At 41.0% G+C, this 18,950-nt stretch carries 12 protein-coding genes and 3 pseudogenes; 4 read left to right on the top strand and 11 right to left on the bottom strand.

Annotation, left to right across the window (positions count from 1 at the left end):
* The first annotated feature begins 241 nt into the window (after positions 1-241).
* Entirely contained in the window at positions 242-4,099 is a 3,858-nt protein-coding gene (gene hrpA / locus J663_RS14420; RefSeq protein ID WP_033850567.1) for an ATP-dependent RNA helicase HrpA, read from the top strand.
* Between the two features lie 95 nt (positions 4,100-4,194).
* Entirely contained in the window at positions 4,195-5,301 is a 1,107-nt protein-coding gene (locus J663_RS14415; protein ID WP_017386352.1) for a beta-ketoacyl-ACP synthase III, read from the top strand.
* Positions 5,302-5,402: 101 nt separating this feature from the next.
* Here the strand turns inward: J663_RS14415 and J663_RS14410 are convergent, their stop codons facing one another.
* The 7 genes and pseudogenes from J663_RS14410 to benA all read right to left on the bottom strand — a co-directional run bounded on the left by J663_RS14410 (position 5,403) and on the right by benA (position 13,562).
* Positions 5,403-6,659 (bottom strand): OprD family outer membrane porin, encoded by a 1,257-nt coding sequence (locus tag J663_RS14410; protein WP_033850565.1) that lies wholly within the window; start codon positions 6,657-6,659, stop codon positions 5,403-5,405.
* 44 nt (positions 6,660-6,703) lie between these two features.
* On the bottom strand, positions 6,704-8,062 hold the full coding sequence (locus J663_RS14405; RefSeq protein ID WP_033850563.1) for an aromatic acid/H+ symport family MFS transporter: 1,359 nt from the start codon (positions 8,060-8,062) through the stop codon (positions 6,704-6,706).
* A gap of 477 nt (positions 8,063-8,539) precedes the next feature.
* Positions 8,540-9,733 carry a benzoate/H(+) symporter BenE gene (gene benE, locus J663_RS14400; RefSeq protein ID WP_033850562.1) on the bottom strand — a complete coding sequence of 398 codons (1,194 nt, stop codon included), beginning with the start codon at positions 9,731-9,733 and terminating at the stop codon, positions 8,540-8,542.
* 57 nt (positions 9,734-9,790) lie between these two features.
* Positions 9,791-10,576 (bottom strand): 1,6-dihydroxycyclohexa-2,4-diene-1-carboxylate dehydrogenase, encoded by a 786-nt coding sequence (locus J663_RS14395; protein WP_033850559.1) that lies wholly within the window; start codon positions 10,574-10,576, stop codon positions 9,791-9,793.
* Between the two features lie 18 nt (positions 10,577-10,594).
* Positions 10,595-11,611, bottom strand: a complete 1,017-nt coding sequence (benC, locus tag J663_RS14390) for a benzoate 1,2-dioxygenase electron transfer component BenC (RefSeq protein ID WP_033850558.1) — start codon at positions 11,609-11,611, stop codon at positions 10,595-10,597.
* A gap of 52 nt (positions 11,612-11,663) precedes the next feature.
* A pseudogene (benB, locus tag J663_RS14385) lies at positions 11,664-12,183 on the bottom strand (benzoate 1,2-dioxygenase small subunit).
* Positions 12,180-13,562 carry a benzoate 1,2-dioxygenase large subunit gene (gene benA / locus J663_RS14380; protein ID WP_032056610.1) on the bottom strand — a complete coding sequence of 461 codons (1,383 nt, stop codon included), beginning with the start codon at positions 13,560-13,562 and terminating at the stop codon, positions 12,180-12,182. Before benA ends, benB begins: the two are co-directional and overlap by 4 nt.
* Positions 13,563-13,684: 122 nt before the next feature.
* Here benA and J663_RS19095 point away from each other — a divergent pair.
* Both J663_RS19095 and J663_RS14375 read left to right on the top strand, forming a co-directional pair.
* Positions 13,685-13,796, top strand: a pseudogene (locus J663_RS19095) (hypothetical protein).
* Between the two features lie 44 nt (positions 13,797-13,840).
* Positions 13,841-14,800: a LysR family transcriptional regulator gene (locus tag J663_RS14375; protein WP_033850555.1), complete on the top strand. Its 960-nt coding sequence runs from the start codon at positions 13,841-13,843 to the stop codon at positions 14,798-14,800.
* Between the two features lie 49 nt (positions 14,801-14,849).
* On the opposite strand, the pseudogene J663_RS14370 reads toward J663_RS14375, so the two are convergent.
* The 4 genes and pseudogenes from J663_RS14370 to J663_RS14355 all read right to left on the bottom strand — a co-directional run bounded on the left by J663_RS14370 (position 14,850) and on the right by J663_RS14355 (position 18,938).
* Positions 14,850-15,731: pseudogene (locus J663_RS14370) on the bottom strand (transporter).
* Positions 15,732-15,916: 185 nt separating this feature from the next.
* Entirely contained in the window at positions 15,917-16,978 is a 1,062-nt protein-coding gene (locus tag J663_RS14365) for an NADH:ubiquinone reductase (Na(+)-transporting) subunit F (RefSeq protein ID WP_033850554.1), read from the bottom strand.
* A gap of 14 nt (positions 16,979-16,992) precedes the next feature.
* A complete protein-coding gene (locus J663_RS14360; protein WP_033850552.1) occupies positions 16,993-17,355 on the bottom strand; it encodes a phenol hydroxylase subunit P4 in 363 nt (120 codons plus the stop codon).
* A 59-nt stretch (positions 17,356-17,414) separates the two neighbouring features.
* Positions 17,415-18,938 carry an aromatic/alkene/methane monooxygenase hydroxylase/oxygenase subunit alpha gene (locus J663_RS14355; RefSeq protein ID WP_033850551.1) on the bottom strand — a complete coding sequence of 508 codons (1,524 nt, stop codon included), beginning with the start codon at positions 18,936-18,938 and terminating at the stop codon, positions 17,415-17,417.
* Between the last annotated feature and the right edge of the window lie 12 nt (positions 18,939-18,950).

Here is an 18,950-nt window from a genome sequence, read left to right as displayed (position 1 = left end):
AATAAGTGATAAATTTACGATTTTTAAGTCCCCAAACACTGTATTCGATTTGACTGCAAAAACATGTAAATCAAATGACAGTTATCGTAAAAGAAACTTGCCTAACAACATGAAGTCTAGTGAGACAAAATTCAAGGGTAAAATTTTAAAAAATTAAAAATATATAAAAACCCAACTGTTTTACCTTATGGTCATTAGAGCGTAAAATAGAGGATTGTTGTATTTTCAGGAAAATTTGTCTGTGCAGAATGATTTAAATATTGATCAGTGGGTGATGGCAAGAGATCGTTACCGTTTAAATCGTTTGCGTAAAGATAAAAAAGCCAATACAGCAGAGATTGAAAAATTATTTGAACAATCTAATGCCAAAGTAAGGCAGCGATTTGAACGTCTCCCTAAAATTAAACTGAATCAGGATTTACCTGTTTCTCAATATGCAGACCGCTTAATTGATGCGATTCAAAAGCATCAGGTAATTATTGTGGCAGGGGAGACTGGTTCAGGTAAAAACACTCAGCTTCCTCAAATTGCAATGCTAGCGGGCCGTGGTTTAACGGGGATGATTGGTCATACTCAGCCACGTCGTTTAGCTGCACGTAGTGTTTCTCAGCGTATTGCAGAAGAAGTCGGCGAAAAGCTTGGCGAGTCTATTGGTTTTAAAATCCGCTTTAATGAACAAGGTTCGCAAGATTCAATTGTACGGTTAATGACCGACGGTATTTTGCTTGCCGAGTTAGGTAATGACCGTTATTTGTCTAAATATGACACGATCATTATTGATGAAGCGCATGAACGCTCACTCAATATCGATTTTATTATGGGTTATTTAAAGCAGTTACTGCCAAAACGCCCAGATCTAAAAGTTATCGTGACTTCGGCTACTTTAGATGTAAATCGCTTTAGTAATTACTTTAATGATGCACCTATTTTTGAAGTGGAAGGGCGTAGTTATCCGGTCGAAGTACTTTATCGCCCAATTTCAGAAATGAATATTGGCGGAAGTGATGACGATGAGTTTGATGATTTTGAAGAAAACCTACCTCGTGCAGTTGTACAGGCTGTAGAAGAATGCTTTGCTGATGCAGAAGCAAAAGGTCATCCAGAACATGCCGATATTCTAATTTTCTCAAGCACAGAGCAAGAAATTCGAGAATTGCAGGAAACCTTGCAAAAGTACGGGCCAAGACATACCGAAATTTTACCGTTGTATGCGCGTTTAGCCGTTTCTGAACAACAGAAGATCTTCAGCCCTGGCGGAAAGGGTCGTCGTATTATTATTGCGACCAACGTGGCCGAAACTGCACTTACGGTTCCGAATATTCGTTATGTGATTGATAGCGGTTTTGCTCGTATATCGCGTTATAACTATCGTTCACGTGTACAACGCTTACCAATTGAAGCAATTTCTCAAGCCGCAGCCAATCAGCGTAAAGGGCGTTGTGGTCGTATTGCTCCGGGTGTGTGTATCCGTTTATATAGCGAAGAAGACTTTTTAAGTCGTCCTGAATTTACCGAACCTGAAATTAAAAGAACCAACTTAGCATCTGTTATTTTGCAAATGCAGAGTTTAGGGTTAGGTGAGTTAGAAAACTTTGATTTTATTGAGCCACCAGATTTCCGTCTAGTTAATGATGGCCGTAAGTTGCTGATTGAGTTAGGCGCACTTAACGAGAAGAAAAATGAGCTGACTAAAGTCGGGCAAATGATGGCACGTATGCCAATTGATCCACGTTTGGCACGTATGATCGTGGGTGGTGCTCATTTTGGCGTACTCAAAGAAATCTTAATTGTGGTAAGTGCTTTAGCTGTTCAGGACCCGCGTGAGCGTCCGGCCGACAAACAGATGCAAGCTGACCAAAAGCATGCTTTGTTTAAAGAAGCGGATTCAGATTTTCTATTTTATTTGAAGCTTTGGGATACTTTAAATCCTAAAGGCGAAGCAGGGATGTCTGAAAATAAACGCCGTCAATTTGCCAAGCAGCATTTCTTGAGTTGGTTGCGTTTACGTGAATGGAAACAGACACACCAGCAATTGGTTGAGTTAGCCGAAGGCTTAAAACTCAGCTTTAATGAAAAACCTGCGAATTATGAAAACTTGCATCGTGCATTGCTGACAGGTTTATTATCGTTCATTGCAAATAAAACTGATGAACGTAATACGTTTATGGCAGTGCGTCAGCAAAAGGCTAAAGTTTTCCCTGCAAGTACGCTGCACAAAACCAATACCTCTTGGGTGATGGCTTTTGAGATGGTCGAAACCTCTCAAGTGTACTTACGTACTTTAGCCAAAATTGATCCTGAATGGATTTTACTTGCTGCACGCGATTTGTTGAAATATCACTATTTCGAGCCACATTGGTCTAAGAAAGCTGGGATCGTCAATGCGTATGCGCAAATTTCTTTATTTGGTTTAATTATTGAGCCAAAGCGGTTAATTAATTTTGAGAAAGTTGACCAACCTGCTGCTCATGAGATTTTCTTACGCGATGCATTAACTACTGGTAACTTGGGTACAGTTCCACCATTTTTAAAACACAACTTACTTAAGCTTGAAGAAGTAGAGCGAGTTGAAGATAAATTGCGTCGTCGTGATTTGGTGGTGGATGAAGAAACAATTTATCAGTTTTATGCGTCGAAAATTCCTGAGGAAATCGCGAGTCGCCGTAGTTTTGAAGACTGGCGTGCAACGGTAGAAGCAAATAATCCTCGTTATTTATTTATTGACGATGATGCGCTCTGGCTCAATGATCGGCCAACAACGCAGCAATTCCCAGATCATTTACACAATGGGCAGCTGCGTTTAGCAACTACATATCATTTTGACCCGAGCCATGACGAAGATGGTGCTACTGTTCAAATTCCTGTACAGGCATTGCCTCAAGTCGATGAAAATATTTGGTCATGGGGAATTCCGGGTTGGCGCCAAGATTTAATTGAGGCTTTACTCAAAGCTTTACCTAAAGACAAGCGTCGTAATGTGGTGCCAATTCCTGATACAGCTCGTAAGCTCATGCAAGGGGTAGATGCAGTACATTTACGTGAACATATTTTCAGTTATTTAGCTTTTGCCTTGCGTGGTGAGCAAATTACCGAAAAAGATTTCTCGTTTGAACGTATTGATCCATATTTGGTGCCTTTCATTAAAGTGATTGATGAAAAAGGTAAGCTCATTGCGAAAGGGCGTGATTTACCTGAGTTAAAAGCACGTTGCCGAGTGGAAACACATCGTCCAGTTAAACAGCAAAAAGGCGAGTTTAAAGACTTTCCTGAAAACTTTACTTTTGAGGCTTCTCATAAAGTCACGGGCGTTGTAGTTAAACAATATCAGGCTTTAGTGCCGACTAAAGCTTTTGCTGACCTCGAAGCTAAAGATGAGTCAGGCATTGTTATTCAAACGTTTAACGATCAAGCTGAGGCGATTAAACAGCACCGCGAAGGTATTATTCGTCTGGTACATATGCAACTGGGTGACTTGGTTCGCCAGTTGAAAAAGCAGATTTCAAAACCGCTTGCTTTGGCATATTCACCTTTGGGTGATAAAGCTAAGCTTGAGCAGATGTTGGTCTATGCTACGTTGCAAATGGCAATTACAACTTTGCCAATTAATGCAGATGAATTTAATAAACTACTAGAGCAAGTCAAAAAGCAATTTTTGAGTCATGGTCAGCAAGCACTTGAGCAGTTAAGTGATATTTATATTCAGTGGCAACAAATTCGTCGTCAGATTTTAGTACTTGATCCAGACGTGTTTGGACGCAGTATTGATGATATTGAAGATCAATTAGATTTAATGTCACTTGGCAATTTTGTTTACCGCCAACCAGTCGATCTTTGGCAGGAATACCCGCGTTATTTAAAAGCACTGCTATTGCGTTTAGATCGATTGCCAAATAATCTACAGCGAGATTATGCTGCAATTGACGATGTCGATCCATGGATGGACAAGGTATTTAAATTCAAAAACGATCCAAAAATCAAAGAATTGTATTTGATGTTGGAAGAATTCCGCATTTCTTTATTTTCTCAGCCGATGAAAACCAAGATGCCTATTTCGCCAACTCGACTGCAAAAGTTATGGGATCGTTTAGGAATCAGTTAAGATAGATCGGGGTCTGTTTATGCTGTTGTTTAGCCTACAACGCAATTTATAAATGAAAGATTAACAGACCCTATTCATTTTTTTAGGAGTTTTACATGGGCATTCGTATCACAGGTACTGGGTTATTTCACCCAACAGAAATCATTTCTAATGAAGAACTGGCCGACAGTTTAAATGCTTATGTGGAACAATATAACCAAGAGAATGCAGAGAAAATTGCAACAGGTGAGCTAGAAGAGTTACGTGGTTCTAGCGCTGAATTTATTGAAAAAGCGTCTGGTATTAAGCGCCGTTACGTGATTGAGAAATCAGGTATCCTCGATCCAACACGTTTGCGTCCTCGTTTGTCTGAACGCTCAAATGATGAACTTTCACTTCAAGCAGAGTGGGGCGTGATTGCTGCGAAGCAGGCAATGGAAAATGCAGGCGTAACTGCTGAAGATATCGATGTTGTAATTTTGGCATGTTCAAACATGCAGCGTGCTTATCCGGCTGTAGCGATTGAAATCCAGTCGGCACTTGGTATTCAAGGTTATGCCTACGACATGAACGTTGCATGTTCAGCTGCCACTTTTGGTTTGAAACAAGCGGCAGATGCAATTCGTTCAGGCGCTCGTCGTGTTTTATTGGTAAATGTCGAGATTACATCGGGTCACCTAGACTATCGTAACCGTGATTGTCACTTCATTTTTGGTGATGTTGCAACGGCTTCTATTATTGAAGAAACGACTACTAAAACTGGTTTTGAAATTTTAGATATTCATTTATTTACTCAATTTTCAAACAACATTCGCAATAACTTCGGTTTCTTAAACCGTAGTGAAGATGCAGTTGTTGACGACAAGCTATTCCGTCAAGATGGCCGCAAGGTATTTAAAGATGTTTGTCCGCTTGTAGCAAAAATTATTAATGCGCAGTTGGAAAAAATGCAGTTAACTGCAAACGATATTAAGCGTTTCTGGTTACACCAAGCCAATGCCAACATGAATGAATTAATCTTGAAATATGTGGCTGGTAAAGAGGCAGATCTAAGCCGTGCCCCAATTATTCTAGATGAGTTTGCCAATACCTCTTCAGCAGGTGTGATTATTGCTTTACACCGTACAGGCCATGAAGTAGATAATGGCGAATATGGTGTGATTTCATCTTTCGGTGCTGGTTATTCAGTCGGTTCGATTGTTGTACAAAAGCACGTTGCTTAAGTTGCAAAGTTAATTAAAAAACGCTCGTAAGAGCGTTTTTTTATGGGTCGAAAATAATAAAGCGGACTAAAATTAGCCCGTTTCAATTGAATCAAAAATGATTAAAACTTTTTGGTGTAGTTTACAAACAGGCGATCTTCACCAAAGTCATTACCATGTTTAACGTTGTAATCAATTCGAATATATTGCAGGGCGACGCCTTTTAAGAATGGCTGCTGAAACGCATAATTTAAAATCACATTTGACTCGGTTTCATGATTTTTTTCGCCATTGGCTGCTTTAAAATCATGGCCGTAAACATATTTCACCATTGCGTTTAAGCCCGGTACATAATCTTTAAAGTCATAGCCATACATGACATGATAAGACTTTTCGTCTTCTTTAAAGAAACCAGTAGCGTTCCAGTTAATGAAATACGTCTCTGGTAAGAAACCATCTGGTAATGGATAAGCCGATTCACCGATAATCTGCTGGTACCCCAAGCCAAAGGTATGGTTTTTTACTTTGAGCGTTTCTAGCACCCCGATGTTTTGAGCATCAATATCAAAGGTATTGCCATCATCTTTTGCATTGAAGTATTTAAACTTAGAAGTAAGCGCAAAATTAGATTGTTTCCAGTTATGCTCAAGCCCTACATGATGTTTGTTGTAGAGGTCTTCTAAATTACCAAAGTAATATTCACCTTTCAAAGACGGCGTAAATTGATAGCGCAGATCTATGTAATTTAAGCCATCAGATTCTTTGGTCATTCCATTTGCCGTGAAAGAAAACTTTTTAAAGTCTTCTTCATTTCGTGGCGACACTTTTTCCACTCGACCAATTTCAGCATAAAGTTGATCTGAAAGTTGCGACTTAAGATTGGTTCCCCAATATGAAGCAAGTAATTGTCGGCTCGCATCCACAGCCGTTACAGGCAGGGCTAACCAGAGTTCACCAACACTTAAAAGGGGTTTGTCATAACCTAGCTTTAAAGTTGCGCCGTATTTTAAAAAGTCAGATGCTTGTGATTGAGTTTCTTTATTAAAAGGCAAAACTGTGTCCGCAACGTGTTTGTCTGAACTCAAGCGCACGGCGTATTGTACAGAAGCATCTGCACCAATGGTAATAGGCTTGTCTGCAATTTGCAGAGGGGTGTCATGCATTTTCGACTTATAAAATAGCGATGCTGCCTGAGACCAACTACCAGTATCTTTAAGTGCATCATTATCAAAATTACGGTTGATATAGGCATTTTTTAAAGTGAATTTCCATTCATCTTCAGTTTGCTGATTTGGATTTGCTGCCCATGAGTTACTGCACATCAGTAATAAAGTGGCAACGGCTAAAGTGTGTGGTTTAAAACGGTGAAATAATTCCATAATCCATTTCCAAAAAGATGCGCCAGTCCTCGGCGCATGTATTTTTACTGCTGGGTAAGCGTGTTTTGAGGGTTAAAAGTTGATGGCGTTTGTGCGGCAACAGAGGCTTTGAGATTGACCATAAATATTGCAAGTGCAGCAATCACACCTGGAATTGCAATCGCTAAGAAATTCATTTGGTGAGGAAGCTCAAGTGTGAGTAAGGCGCCAGTTAAAACTGGTCCAATAATCGCGCCAATACGACCAATGCCAGATGCCCAGCCCATGCCAGTTGAACGAAGTGCGGTTGGATAGAACTGCGCAACAAACGTGTAGAGTAAGATTTGTGAGCCAATTGTGGCAGCACCAGCAATCGCAATTAGGCTATATAAAATAAATTGTGGACTATTAATGCCAAGCAGAATTAAAGCTGCTGATCCCACAATAAACATAATGGTAATAACAGGTTTTAAATGGAATTTATCTGCTAAAGCGCCACCACCAATTGCACCGACCATGCCGCCAATATTGAGTGCAAACAGGAACAACATACTTGCACCTAATGAGTAGCCCGCTTGGAGCATGAGTTTAGGTAACCAACTTCCTAAGGCATACACCATGAGTAGGCACATAAAGAAAGCAATCCAGAACATAAATGTGCTGAAGGTACGGCCTTGCTGGAAAAGCGCACGGACAGGTGCATCTGTTGTGGTACTTTCGTTTAATACCAGTTGAGTATTGGTGTTTACCTGAGTTTGAGGTGCAATTTTACTCACAATACTTTTTGCCTGTTCGCCATGGTTAGATTTCACTAAAAAGGCGAGAGACTCTGGCAAAAATTTCCAGATGAGTGGGAGCAGCAACAGGGGAATACCCGCAATTAAAAACATGATTTGCCAGCCCATGTCTTTCACGAGCCATGCACCGAGTAGAGCAGATGTCATGCCGCCAATTGCATAGCCACTAAACATGATTGCGACCAAGGTACTGCGGATTTTTTTTGGTGCGTATTCAGTCATAAGCGCAACAACGTTTGGCATAACGCCACCAATCCCAAGACCTGCAATAAAGCGCAAAATAGCAAACTCAGTTGGTCCTTTGGCAAAGGCACCTATAAAGGTAAATCCGCTAAATAAGGTGACACAAATCAGGATGGTTTTTTTTCGTCCCAGTTTGTCTGAAAGCGTGCCGAAAATCATGGCACCAAACATCATCCCGAATAGCGCAGCACTGGCGAGTAACCCAGCTTCTACCGCAGTTAATGACCATTGTTGCATTAACAGAGGAAGAGCAACTCCATAAATAACTAAATCATATCCATCAAAAATAATAATAAGTAAGCACCAGATTAAAACTTTCCAATGAAAAGATGTAAAACTAGCTTTATCAATTAACTCATTAATATTAACCTTGCTCGTATCCATTTTCTTCACCTCCAATTTGTGAAGCATCGCGTTATTTTTTAATAAACTATTTTGTTATTTGATTAGAGTCAAAAACCTAATTGATATATCTTTATGTCTTTAAGGTATTGTGTTTTTATTGATTTAACTATTTGAAAAATATGTATTTATTTTTATTTTTTTTAGCTGTCTTTGTTGTGTCTTTAAAATGGGGTTAAATATTGTATAATGAGAATTTTAGGGATTTTATAGATGTTTTTTTATGGATTTTATTGATGATAATCACACTTAAAAATATCGTTAAATTTATATTATGAATTGAAGTGAAAATATAAAAACAAAATACTAAAGTCTATTATTTAATTATTTTAGCGATTTATCTTAAAAATGAAATTTAATTTATATTAAATAAAATCGCCAAATCAGAATTAGCAAATTATTTGCATCCTGATTTGGCGATTGAGGCTTTATTTTAGTGGCGGGCGCTTAGATAAAAAATTAATTTGTGGCTGGAGTTGAGCGTGGTGTGAGAATGAAATGTGCGATTACACCAATACAAATTCCCCAAAAAACTGAGCTTAATCCAAGAAAATGCATGCCTGATGCTGTGGCTAAAAAGGTAATAAGTGCAGCATCACGTTGATTGTCATTTTTCATGGCAACAGAAATATTGGTGGCAATAGCACCTAGCAAAGCTAAACCTGCCAGTGCTGCCACCAACTCTTTAGGAAGTAAGCTAAATAGCATGACAATACTGCCAGCAAATAAGCCTCCTAAAATATAAAAAATTCCGTTGGCGATTCCTGCGATGTAACGTTTTTCTTTAAGTTCATGTGCATCTTTGCCCATACATAAAGCTGCGGTAATTGAGGCAAGCACAATCGTAATACCACCGACACAGGCAACAGCTAAAGAGGCAATACTGGTGACAGTAATAATAGGTTTGGCTGGGGTGTCGTAACCGCTGAGTTTCATAATCGCCATACCCGGTAAAAATTGACCAGTTAGACTGACTAAAATGAGAGGAATAGCGAGGTTGAGTGTTGAGTTCCATGTCCATTCTGGGCTAATCCACTGTGGAATAGCTAAATTAAAACTTACATCAACCGGATTCATTTTGCCCAAAATGAGGCTTAATAAAACTCCGGCAGCTAACACCCAAATCATGGTGTAGCGCGGCATTAAACGTTTGGCAATTAAAAAGACGATGAGCATGCTAAAGACAATAAAAGGCATACTATCAGACGCGGTAAATAGACCAATACCAAATTGAAAAAGAATACCAGCCATCATGCCTGCAGCGACATCTTGGGGAATCCACTTTAGTAATTTATCGAAGTAACCTGTAACGCCAATTAAGAATATAACAATGGCAGAAGTAATATAGGCGGCTACCGCTTCATTCAGTGAGACATTTGGAAATAGGGTAACTAACAGGGCAGTACCTGGTGCAGACCATGCGGTTATGACCGGCGTTTTATATTTAATTGAAAGATAAATACCTGAAACGGCGGCACCAATTGAAATTCCCCAAATCCATGACACCATCATATCGGTGGACACATGAGCACGCTGAGCAGCTTGGAAAAAAATAATCAGTGGGCCTGAGTAAGAAATTAAAACCGCAAGAAAGCCAGCAACTGTTGCTGATATGGACCAGTCATTTTTTAATGTCTTTAACAGGGTTGCCATGTGTGATTGCCTCCATGCAAATCATGTTATTTACCCAATCATGCAAAAAGATCAGGGTTACCCCTGATCTCCCCCTCCGACCGAAATACCCGAGCCAGTCATATATGATGCTTCGTCTGATGCAAGAAATAAAATTGCATTGACTTGTTCTTGAATTGTGCCATAACGCCCCATAAATGTTCGATCTATTGTTTGATCAACTACTTGCTGCATCCAGTCTTTTTCATTTTGACTTAATGGGTTGGCGTTTCGCGGTACTTTGCGAGGTGGTGCTTCGGTTCCACCCGTCGCAACAGCATTGACTCGAATTCCATCTTTCGCATGTTCAAAAGCAAGCGATGCCGTTAAAGCATTTACTCCACCTTTAGATGCCGAGTAGGGAATACGATTAATACCACGGGTTGCAATTGAAGACACATTTACAATCACCCCCGACTGTTGCTTAATCATAGCGGGTAACACAGCACGGCAGCACCATAACGTTGGAAACAATGAACGATTTACTTCCTTAATGATCTCTTCTTCGGAAAACTCTTCAAAAGGTTTCATCCAGATCGCGCCACCTACGTTATTAATCAGGATATCTACCCGACCATAATGTTCAATGGCTTTTGCAACAACCGCTTGCGCGCCTGCATAGGTTTCTAGGTCAGCATTAATCGTAACAGCATCACCACCTGTACTCTGAATTTCTTTGAGAACGTCTTCAACGTATTCAGAGCGGTCAGCCATGACGACTTGTCCACCTTCAGCTGCAACTTGCAGTGCCACACCACGACCAATACCTTGGGCACTACCCGTAACAATCACGACTTTATTAGTAAATCTTTGACGGTTTGACATAGATAACTTCTCCACCTATTAATTCGCAGAGAACTTTTCAAACAAGAAATTAGCAGGTTTGATATTTTCAGTTTCTAACCAACCACGTACCGCTTCTACCATTGGCACTGGGCCACATAGATAAACATCGACATCGCCACCGTTTAACCATTCACTTTCAATATGACCAGTGACATAGCCTTTGCGTTCATGGTTACTCTCAGAGCTTGCGACCACAGTTCGATATTCAAACCATGGGAATTTCGCCTGCAACTCATTGAGTTTTTCTAGAGCAACCAAATCAAAGTCATTGGTGACACCAAAGACTAAACGAACTGGTTGTTCTGAACCTTTTTCTTCAAGCACTTGTAACATCGACATAAATGGGGCAATGCCAGTACCGCCTGCCAACATCAGTACAGGACGCGCTACATTACGTAAATAGAAGCTACCGAATGGTCCGGTAAATGTCATTTTGTCACCAGCTTTAGCATTCTTGCTTAAGAATTCACTCATTTTGCCATTCGGTACGTTACGGACCACAAAGCCTGTTAAACGATTGCCCGGTTTTGAGCTAAATGAATATGAACGTGTTTCACCAGTTTCAGGAATAGCAACGTTGACGTATTGACCTGCAAGGAAATGAATATCTGGTTGACCTTCATCAAGTTGAATATCAAATGTGATCGTTGAGTCTGATAAGTTTTCAACGCGGGCTAATGTACCTTGGAAGCTATGAATTGCAGTTTTGCAAACATCTGACGATGCTTGAATCTGGAATACTGCATCGGAAGTTGGGCGACATTGGCAAGCAAGAATATAACCTTGCTCAGCTTCTTCTGGGGTTAATGCATCTTCAATATAGGTTTCTTCTGGCATGTCATAACTGCCGGATTCGCAAAATGCGCGGCAAGTTCCACATGCACCGTCACGGCAATCCAAAGGAATATTAATTTTTTGGCGATAGGCTGCGTCAGATAGGGTTTCGCCCTGAGCTACGTTAATGAAACGTGTAACACCATCTTCAAATTGAAGTGCAACATTGTGGTTTGACATGGCATGTATCCTACAAAATATTTGAAACTTTTACCCTCAGCCAACAGTCCGTTTAACTGAGGGGGTATGTCTTAAAGGTGGTAGATATCAATCACTTGATTGATGTAGTCATTTTTCAAAACGACATACTTGCTCAAGATCTTTGGTTGATCACCTGAAAAATCGATCACATAACGTGACATACCGAAATAGCTGTAATTTGTCTTGTAACGGAAACTCAAAGTATTCCAATTAAAGCGAACAGTAACCTTGTCGCCGTCGCGCTCTACGACTTCAACGTTGGCAATATTGTGGCTTGTGCGTGTGTCCGGCATGGTTGCAGATGAGCGCTCAGTTTTAATACGGAACACACGATCTTCTAAACCTTGACGGTCTGGATAATAAATAAGTGAAATTTCAGATTGTGGATCTTCAGTTAATCTATCGTCGTCGTCCCAAGCTGGCATCCAGAAAGAAGCTTCCGGTGCGTAACATTCAAGCCAGTCATCCCATTGTTCATCATCTAAAAAACGAGCTTCACGATAGAGAAACTGAGCAATATTTTCTAAAGTTGCTTTGTCTTGAGCACTCATGCTGTTTCTCCCTGATCAGCAATTTCTTTCTCTGATGCAATCGCGTGTTTCATAGTGTGTAACCAATATTGATGTTGGGCCAGATACAGGCCTTCATCTTCAGTTTTAATCCCACTTAACATGGGTTTTAAACCAATTTCATTTGCTGCATCGTCTGGTCCATAAATCCAATGTTTTGAACCACGGCACATGTCATTCCATTCAAGTGCAATTCCTGCGTAGCCTGCCTGACAAGCACGGAATTCTTCTAAATCGTCTGGTGTTGCCATGCCTGATGCATTAAAGAAATCTTCATATTGACGGATACGACGTGCACGAGCTTCGGGTGCTTCACCTTTAGGCGCGATACAGTAAATGGTGACTTCAGTTCGATTAACCGAAAGTGGGCGAAGTACACGAATTTGCGAACCAAACTGATCCATCAAATAAACATTTGGATAGAGACAAAGATTACGTGATCGCTCAATCATCCATTTCGACATGGCTTCGCCGTATTTTTCGGTGTATTCGTCTGCTTTCGGGAAGTTTGGACGGTCTTCTGGGTTTGCCCATTGTGTCCACAGCAACATGTGACCATTTTCAAAGCCATACGAGCCACCGCCTTGTTTCCCCCAAGAACCTGCACTCATCGCACGAATGTTATCGGCAGCTTGAGTTTCTTTACGGTGCTGGGTCGTTGCTGCATAGTTCCAGTGAACAGCAGAAACGTGATAACCATCGGCACCATTTTCAGCAGTGAGTTTCCAGTTGCCTTCGTAGGTATAAGTAGATGAACCACGTAAAACTTCTAAACCATGTTCAGACTGGTCAACAATCATATCGATGATTTTGGTGGTTTCACCCAAGAACTCTTCAAGTGAAGGAACATCTGGATTTAAGCTACCAAATAAGAAACCTTTGTAACTCTCAAAACGAGCCACTTTTTTAAGGTCGTGTGAACCATCTTGGTTAAAACAGTCAGAATAGCCTGCTTCACTTGGATCTTTAACCTTGAGCAATTTACCTGAGTTGTTAAACGTCCAGCCGTGGAAAGGGCAAGTATACGTTGCTTTATTACCACGTTTGTAACGGCAAAGTTGTGCTCCGCGGTGTGAACACGCATTGATCATGGCATTAAGTTCGCCATTACGGTTACGGGCAATAATGACTGGTTGACGACCAATATGAGTGGTGTAGTAGTCATTATTGTTTGGAATTTGGCTTTCGTGTGCTAAGTAAACCCAATTGCCTTCGAAGATATATTTCATTTCGAGGTCAAAAAGAGCTTCGTCAGTAAACACTGAGCGATGAAGTTTAAACTCACCTGTATCGATGTTATCGACAAGTAATTCATCAATACGGTCAAGATGGCTAGTATTGATTACAGGAATACGTGGCATGTCCGTTCTCCGACTTTCCAAAAGTGTGGAAGTCACCAAGGCCTTAGCTACGATCTACAAGGTCTTGATATCCTAATATTGTCAATGAAGCGCATGAGTGCGCTGGGTTTAACCGTGAATTGATGAAGATGAATAACTGGAAGATTGGCAAGAAGGCTTGTTCACAAAGCAATTCATCACTTCATCGGTTTGTTGCTTGTATATACCTTAAAAGAATGGTTAAACTGTGTCTAAGACTGAATTTGCATTTTTTTATATCTTAAAGGTATGGAAACCTTATGGAACTAAGACATTTACGGTATTTTGTGGCGGTTGTTGAAGAGCAGAGCTTTACAAAGGCAGCCGAAAAACTATTTATTGCTCAACCACCTTTGAGTCGACAGATTCAAAATCTGGAAAGCGAGCTTGGCATTCAACTGTTTGAGCGAGGAAGCCGTCCTTTACAAACCACACAAGCAGGGCATTTCTTTTATCAGCACGCCGTTAAACTTTTGTCGAATGCTGAAGAAATAAAAAGTATGACCAAGCGTATTGGTCTCATCGAAAGAAGTATGACCATTGGTTTTGTTGGGTCTTTACTCTATGGTTTACTGCCGCGAATCATTTATTTATTTCGTCAGCAGCAACCCCATTTGAATATTCAGCTCATGGAGTTAAGTACGACTGAACAGCTACAGGCATTAAAAGAAGGACGTATTGATGTCGGTTTTGGACGTTTAAGAATTAGTGATCCTGCTGTGAGACGAATTCTTTTACGTAAAGAGCGTTTGGTGGTTGCTGCACATACCAGCCATCCCATTGCACAGCGTACGGAAGGGGTATATCTAGCTGACTTGATTGATGAAAAGATGTTTATGTATCCCACTTCACCAAAACCTAATTTTTCCACCCAGCTTTTAAACATCTTTGCTGAGCATAGTTTGGTTCCGAAAAATTTGCATGAAATACGGGAAATTCAATTGGCTTTGGGCTTAGTCGCAGCGGGAGAAGGGATTTGTATTATTCCTGCTAGTGCCGATACTATTCGCTTTCCTCATTTAAACTATATTCCGATTTTAGATAACGGCGCAGTCAGTCCGATTTTTATTACTGCTCGTGCAATGGACCGAAGTGAAGACTTACAGCTTTTGTTTGATTGTATTTATCAGGTGTATGATCTTGAAGGTATTCCATATAAACGTACCGTTTTCACGCTCGATCAGAATCCGATCGATGATTCAGATGGTATCGACTTTTAAATAATGGAAGTGCATAGCCTCAAAGGTTGAAGCTATGCATTGAGGTAGTTTAGAAAGCCCAAATCAGTTTTAGCCAGCTGGTATGGCCTTCGGGACGATATTCGACTTCGGTTTCTTTTAGAAATTTGGCTTCAATAGACCAGTTTTTATCGGCATATTGAATGCCTAGACCAATTGCAAAAGCCTGTCCTTTAAACCCAATGTCACTTCCGTTTACTTTGTCATCTGTGGTTTGTTTAAAAGCATAGCCTTCAACAGCCACTTTGAGTTTTGGGTGAATGCGATAACCCAAGCTATAGTCACCCGCAATGTATTGTCCAGACTGGTAGTCAGTCGCGTCGTTACGCGTATTCCAGCTATAAGACAGTTTAGTAGAAAGGTCTAAACCTGCCGCGTTGGCATAACTATAGGCAAGAATAGGTCGAATGGTGTGATAGTTTTTCCCGAGATTGGCTTCAACTGGATGTGTCTCACTTGGAGTGTCATATTCACCTGTTGCCAGGACAGTTTCTAGGGCTGCAATCCAGTGATGATTTCCTTGATGCCAGCCGAGCATACCACCCAAAATCAAGTCTCCGAGACCTTGGTTTGAGTCAGCCATTCCCTTTACTTTAAGCCGTAGATCAACCAATGGCTAGGCTGCATAAAACCCGAGTTGTCCATCCAGAATTTTTTGATCGGTCATCCAGACCAACCGCGGAACCACGGCGTTGACATCAACATGAAACTGGTCGGGACCATTTTGAAACACTGATGCGTGATAATTTTGATAATAACTGAGTAGATAAACCCCAGCAGGTGGTAAGGCACCCGCCATCATACCTTCGGCACCTAAGGCAAAAGAGTCTGAGCCGTTTTCTGTCGCAAATGCAGAAGGAAGGTAAATGGCGCTGATTACACCACATATGATTGCAGCAATTTTGTTATTCATAGAATGTCCTATTCTGTGTTGTTTGGTTTGTCACTAAAAAACGTTATTCCTTAACGATTTTTAAAAACTTAAGTCTGTTTAACCTGTAAATTTGGAATGCAGAACTCCTGTGAGCCTTGTATTTGCTTTCTAAATTACAAATACAAGGCTCATTTGAAAAAGCGGAGTGATTTAAAGGTTTATCTTTAAATATGTTTGAATAAAGCCGAACGCGATTGTCCAGCAGCGCCATCGGCTGCACTTAAGAACCGTTCAGTATGAATGTCCCGTTCGAATAAGCGACTTTGCATGAGTGTTGAAATTGCTGAGTCGATCATGATTGGAGGACCGCACAAATACGCTTTGTGTCCACCACATCGATTTTCAAAGTAATCGGCAACGGCCTCATGCACGAATCCGGTAAATCCAGTCCATTGGTCTTCTGGTTTTGGTGCATTGAGAGCAGGGATATAGCGGAAGTTCGGATAGTCTTTTACGAGCTGTTCAAACAATTCTCTGTTGTATAGCTCTGCTAAGTCTCGTGCTCCTTGGAAAAGGTAAATCGTGCGACTATCTCCAGACTCAAGTAAATCTAAAATCATCGATTGTGGACTTGAAAGACCTGAACCACCTGCAATGAAAATGGCGTTTTGATCATCTGACTTGCGTACAAAAAATTGACCATAAGGGCCTGAAATATCGAGCTGATCACCTGTAGCAAGTTGTTCATGTACATAAGTCGTCGCTGCACCGCCTTCAACTTTACGAATATGCAGCTCAACAATGCCCACTTCACTTGGCGAATTAGCAATTGAAAATGCACGAGTTCCTTCAATATCTGGGAACTGGACATTAATATATTGACCTGCTTGGAACTCAATTGGACGATCTAGTTGTAGTCGGATTCCCTTAATGGTCGGCGACAGGTCTTTTATTTCAATGACGGTCGCTTGATAGTCTTGAACCAAATGGCCTAAGAAATCTGGGTCTTCATCGACATCGGCCTCAATAACCATGTCGGATTGTGGTTTACAGCAGCAGGCAAGCACCTTATTTTCATCACGTTCAATATCCATGAGCGCAAAGGGAGAAGCTTCACCAACATCGTAAAAACCGTCGGTGACTTGAACCTTGCATGTCCCACAAGTGCCATGACCACAGGCAAATGGTAACCAAACGCCTTGACGTAAAGCGGCATCTAAAATGGTTTGGTCTTCTTCTACTTCAATCGTTGTTCCGATCGGTCCAATGGTGACTTGATAACTCATGACACACCTCCGAATTAAACGTAGCTGTCGTTATAGCCATTTAATTCTGGCGTAACGAAACGAAGTAATGACTTATGCCCAAAACCAAGCTCTGCCAAGCTTTGTGTACTCTCTGGGCTAATTGTTTGGCCATCTAAGGTGTATTGCACTTTTGACCAATCAATTTTGGCAAAATCTGGATGTTGAGCAAAACCACCTGTAATTTGTTGCGCAATCAACTGTCCAAAAGTTTGTTGAGGCGAGGCAAGCATGGCATGTGCCGAGCAAAAAAGTGTGTGATGATCCCAACCCACATAAAGCAAGAATTGATCGCCATAATTTTTTTGCAGATCAAGCGGTTCAAATTGATAGTTGTTGTGTATCGCGCGAACAGTCATGTTCAATCTCCTTATTTCCGATCAGGCAGCTTGATGACTGCCTGAACAATTCCTTGTGCTTAAGCTGCGTTGCCTTTCCATTTTTTCCAGCGCTGTTGGTCTGGAGAACCTTCAATATCCAGATTGTCGGCACCGACATTCATGCGGTAATAATCGCGGAGCATGGTTTCGAGGTCACCACCACAGTTACCTTGCAAAATTTGATTTACAGGTAGCCATGCTTGTATATATTTCTCAGGCTCGCGTTCGAAAACGTCATGACAGCCATCTGAACAGGTGTGGTAGCGTTCGCCTTGGTAAATGCTATGGCGATAACTAAACTGAGTTGGGTCATCGCCCATTTCGGTAAAGGTCATTGGAATCTGACAAACCTGACAAAGCTGTGGTAAACCTGCGCTGTAGAAGCGTTTACCTTCGGCTTCCATTTCGCGAGCCAACTCCCATTTTGGACGGTAGTATTTATCGAAAGTGTCTGGATATTTAGCCGATAACCAATCCATTTCTTCGTCGGTTGGAATCCAAGTATGGAAACCAGCAGCATGACCAAAGTTGTAGAAAATCCACCATGCCTGATGTGAGACATGCTCTTTTTCTTTCACAATGACATCGCTATATTTCGGCATACGAATGCCATAACGGCTCAAATCTTTAAATAGTGCGCCGCCTGCCTGTTCAAAGTAAACTTCCCAAGCTTCTTTCCAAGACATCACTTTGTTTGGCAGCATGTAATCCATCATCATGCCTACAATTGAAAGCAAACGAGTTCCGCGCCAGAACCATTTATCAATCCATTCCTGCACAATTGGCACGTTGTCTTCATGCTGTTCGAGCAAGAATTTTACGATTTCAAGACCAAGCGTCATGTGACGCGCTTCATCAGACTGCGCACTAAAACCAAAGGTCACGGTTGCCATATCGCCGTTATAAGCTGCACCTGACATAAACGGCACAAACAGTAAGTTGGTAAGTACATATTCAAAAGCAAAACTAATCGCTAATAAAAATTCGAAAGGTCCGGCAGAACGGGCATCTTCAAAAAATGATTTAGGCACAGACAAATACCAAACGCGGTCATGCATATGTGCCCAGTCCTGAAAACCATCAAAGAACTTGTTGTAATGGCTCATGGCATGAATTTGAGTCTGTACATGACGCAGTTCATCAATCGACTGCATCTGAGAAGCAATACGTGCTCCAATACCACTAAACTGGCGACCTACATGGGCATAGCCTTGATAGGCCTGATATTCAAGTGGGGTCACCGCTGTTAAAAAGAGTTTGATCGCATTTAAGTAACGTTCATTGCTGACATTCATCTGACCATTGTTTTGAGCAAAGGCATCAAAAATGGCATACAGTTTTTTCTCTTTTTCTGCCTGATATTTCCAGTAAGCATCCATAGTTAAACGGAATGGATCTTCCCATTTAGACCAGTCCGTAATTTTGATACCTTCAAACTCTTCATAAGGGAAGGCATCTTTACGGTCAGCATAGGAAAAGTCCCAGTCCAGATCACGGGTTAATGCGCGGTAACGATCTTTAGCATTTAATTTTTTGCTGGTTTCTTTCGTTTGAGTTGTCATGATTGATCATCC

The organism is Acinetobacter sp. 826659 (assembly GCF_000588515.1).
Lineage (GTDB): Bacteria > Pseudomonadota > Gammaproteobacteria > Pseudomonadales > Moraxellaceae > Acinetobacter > Acinetobacter pittii.
The sequence above is the reverse complement of the archived record's forward strand: the minus strand, read 5'-3'. Positions and strand labels throughout refer to the sequence as shown.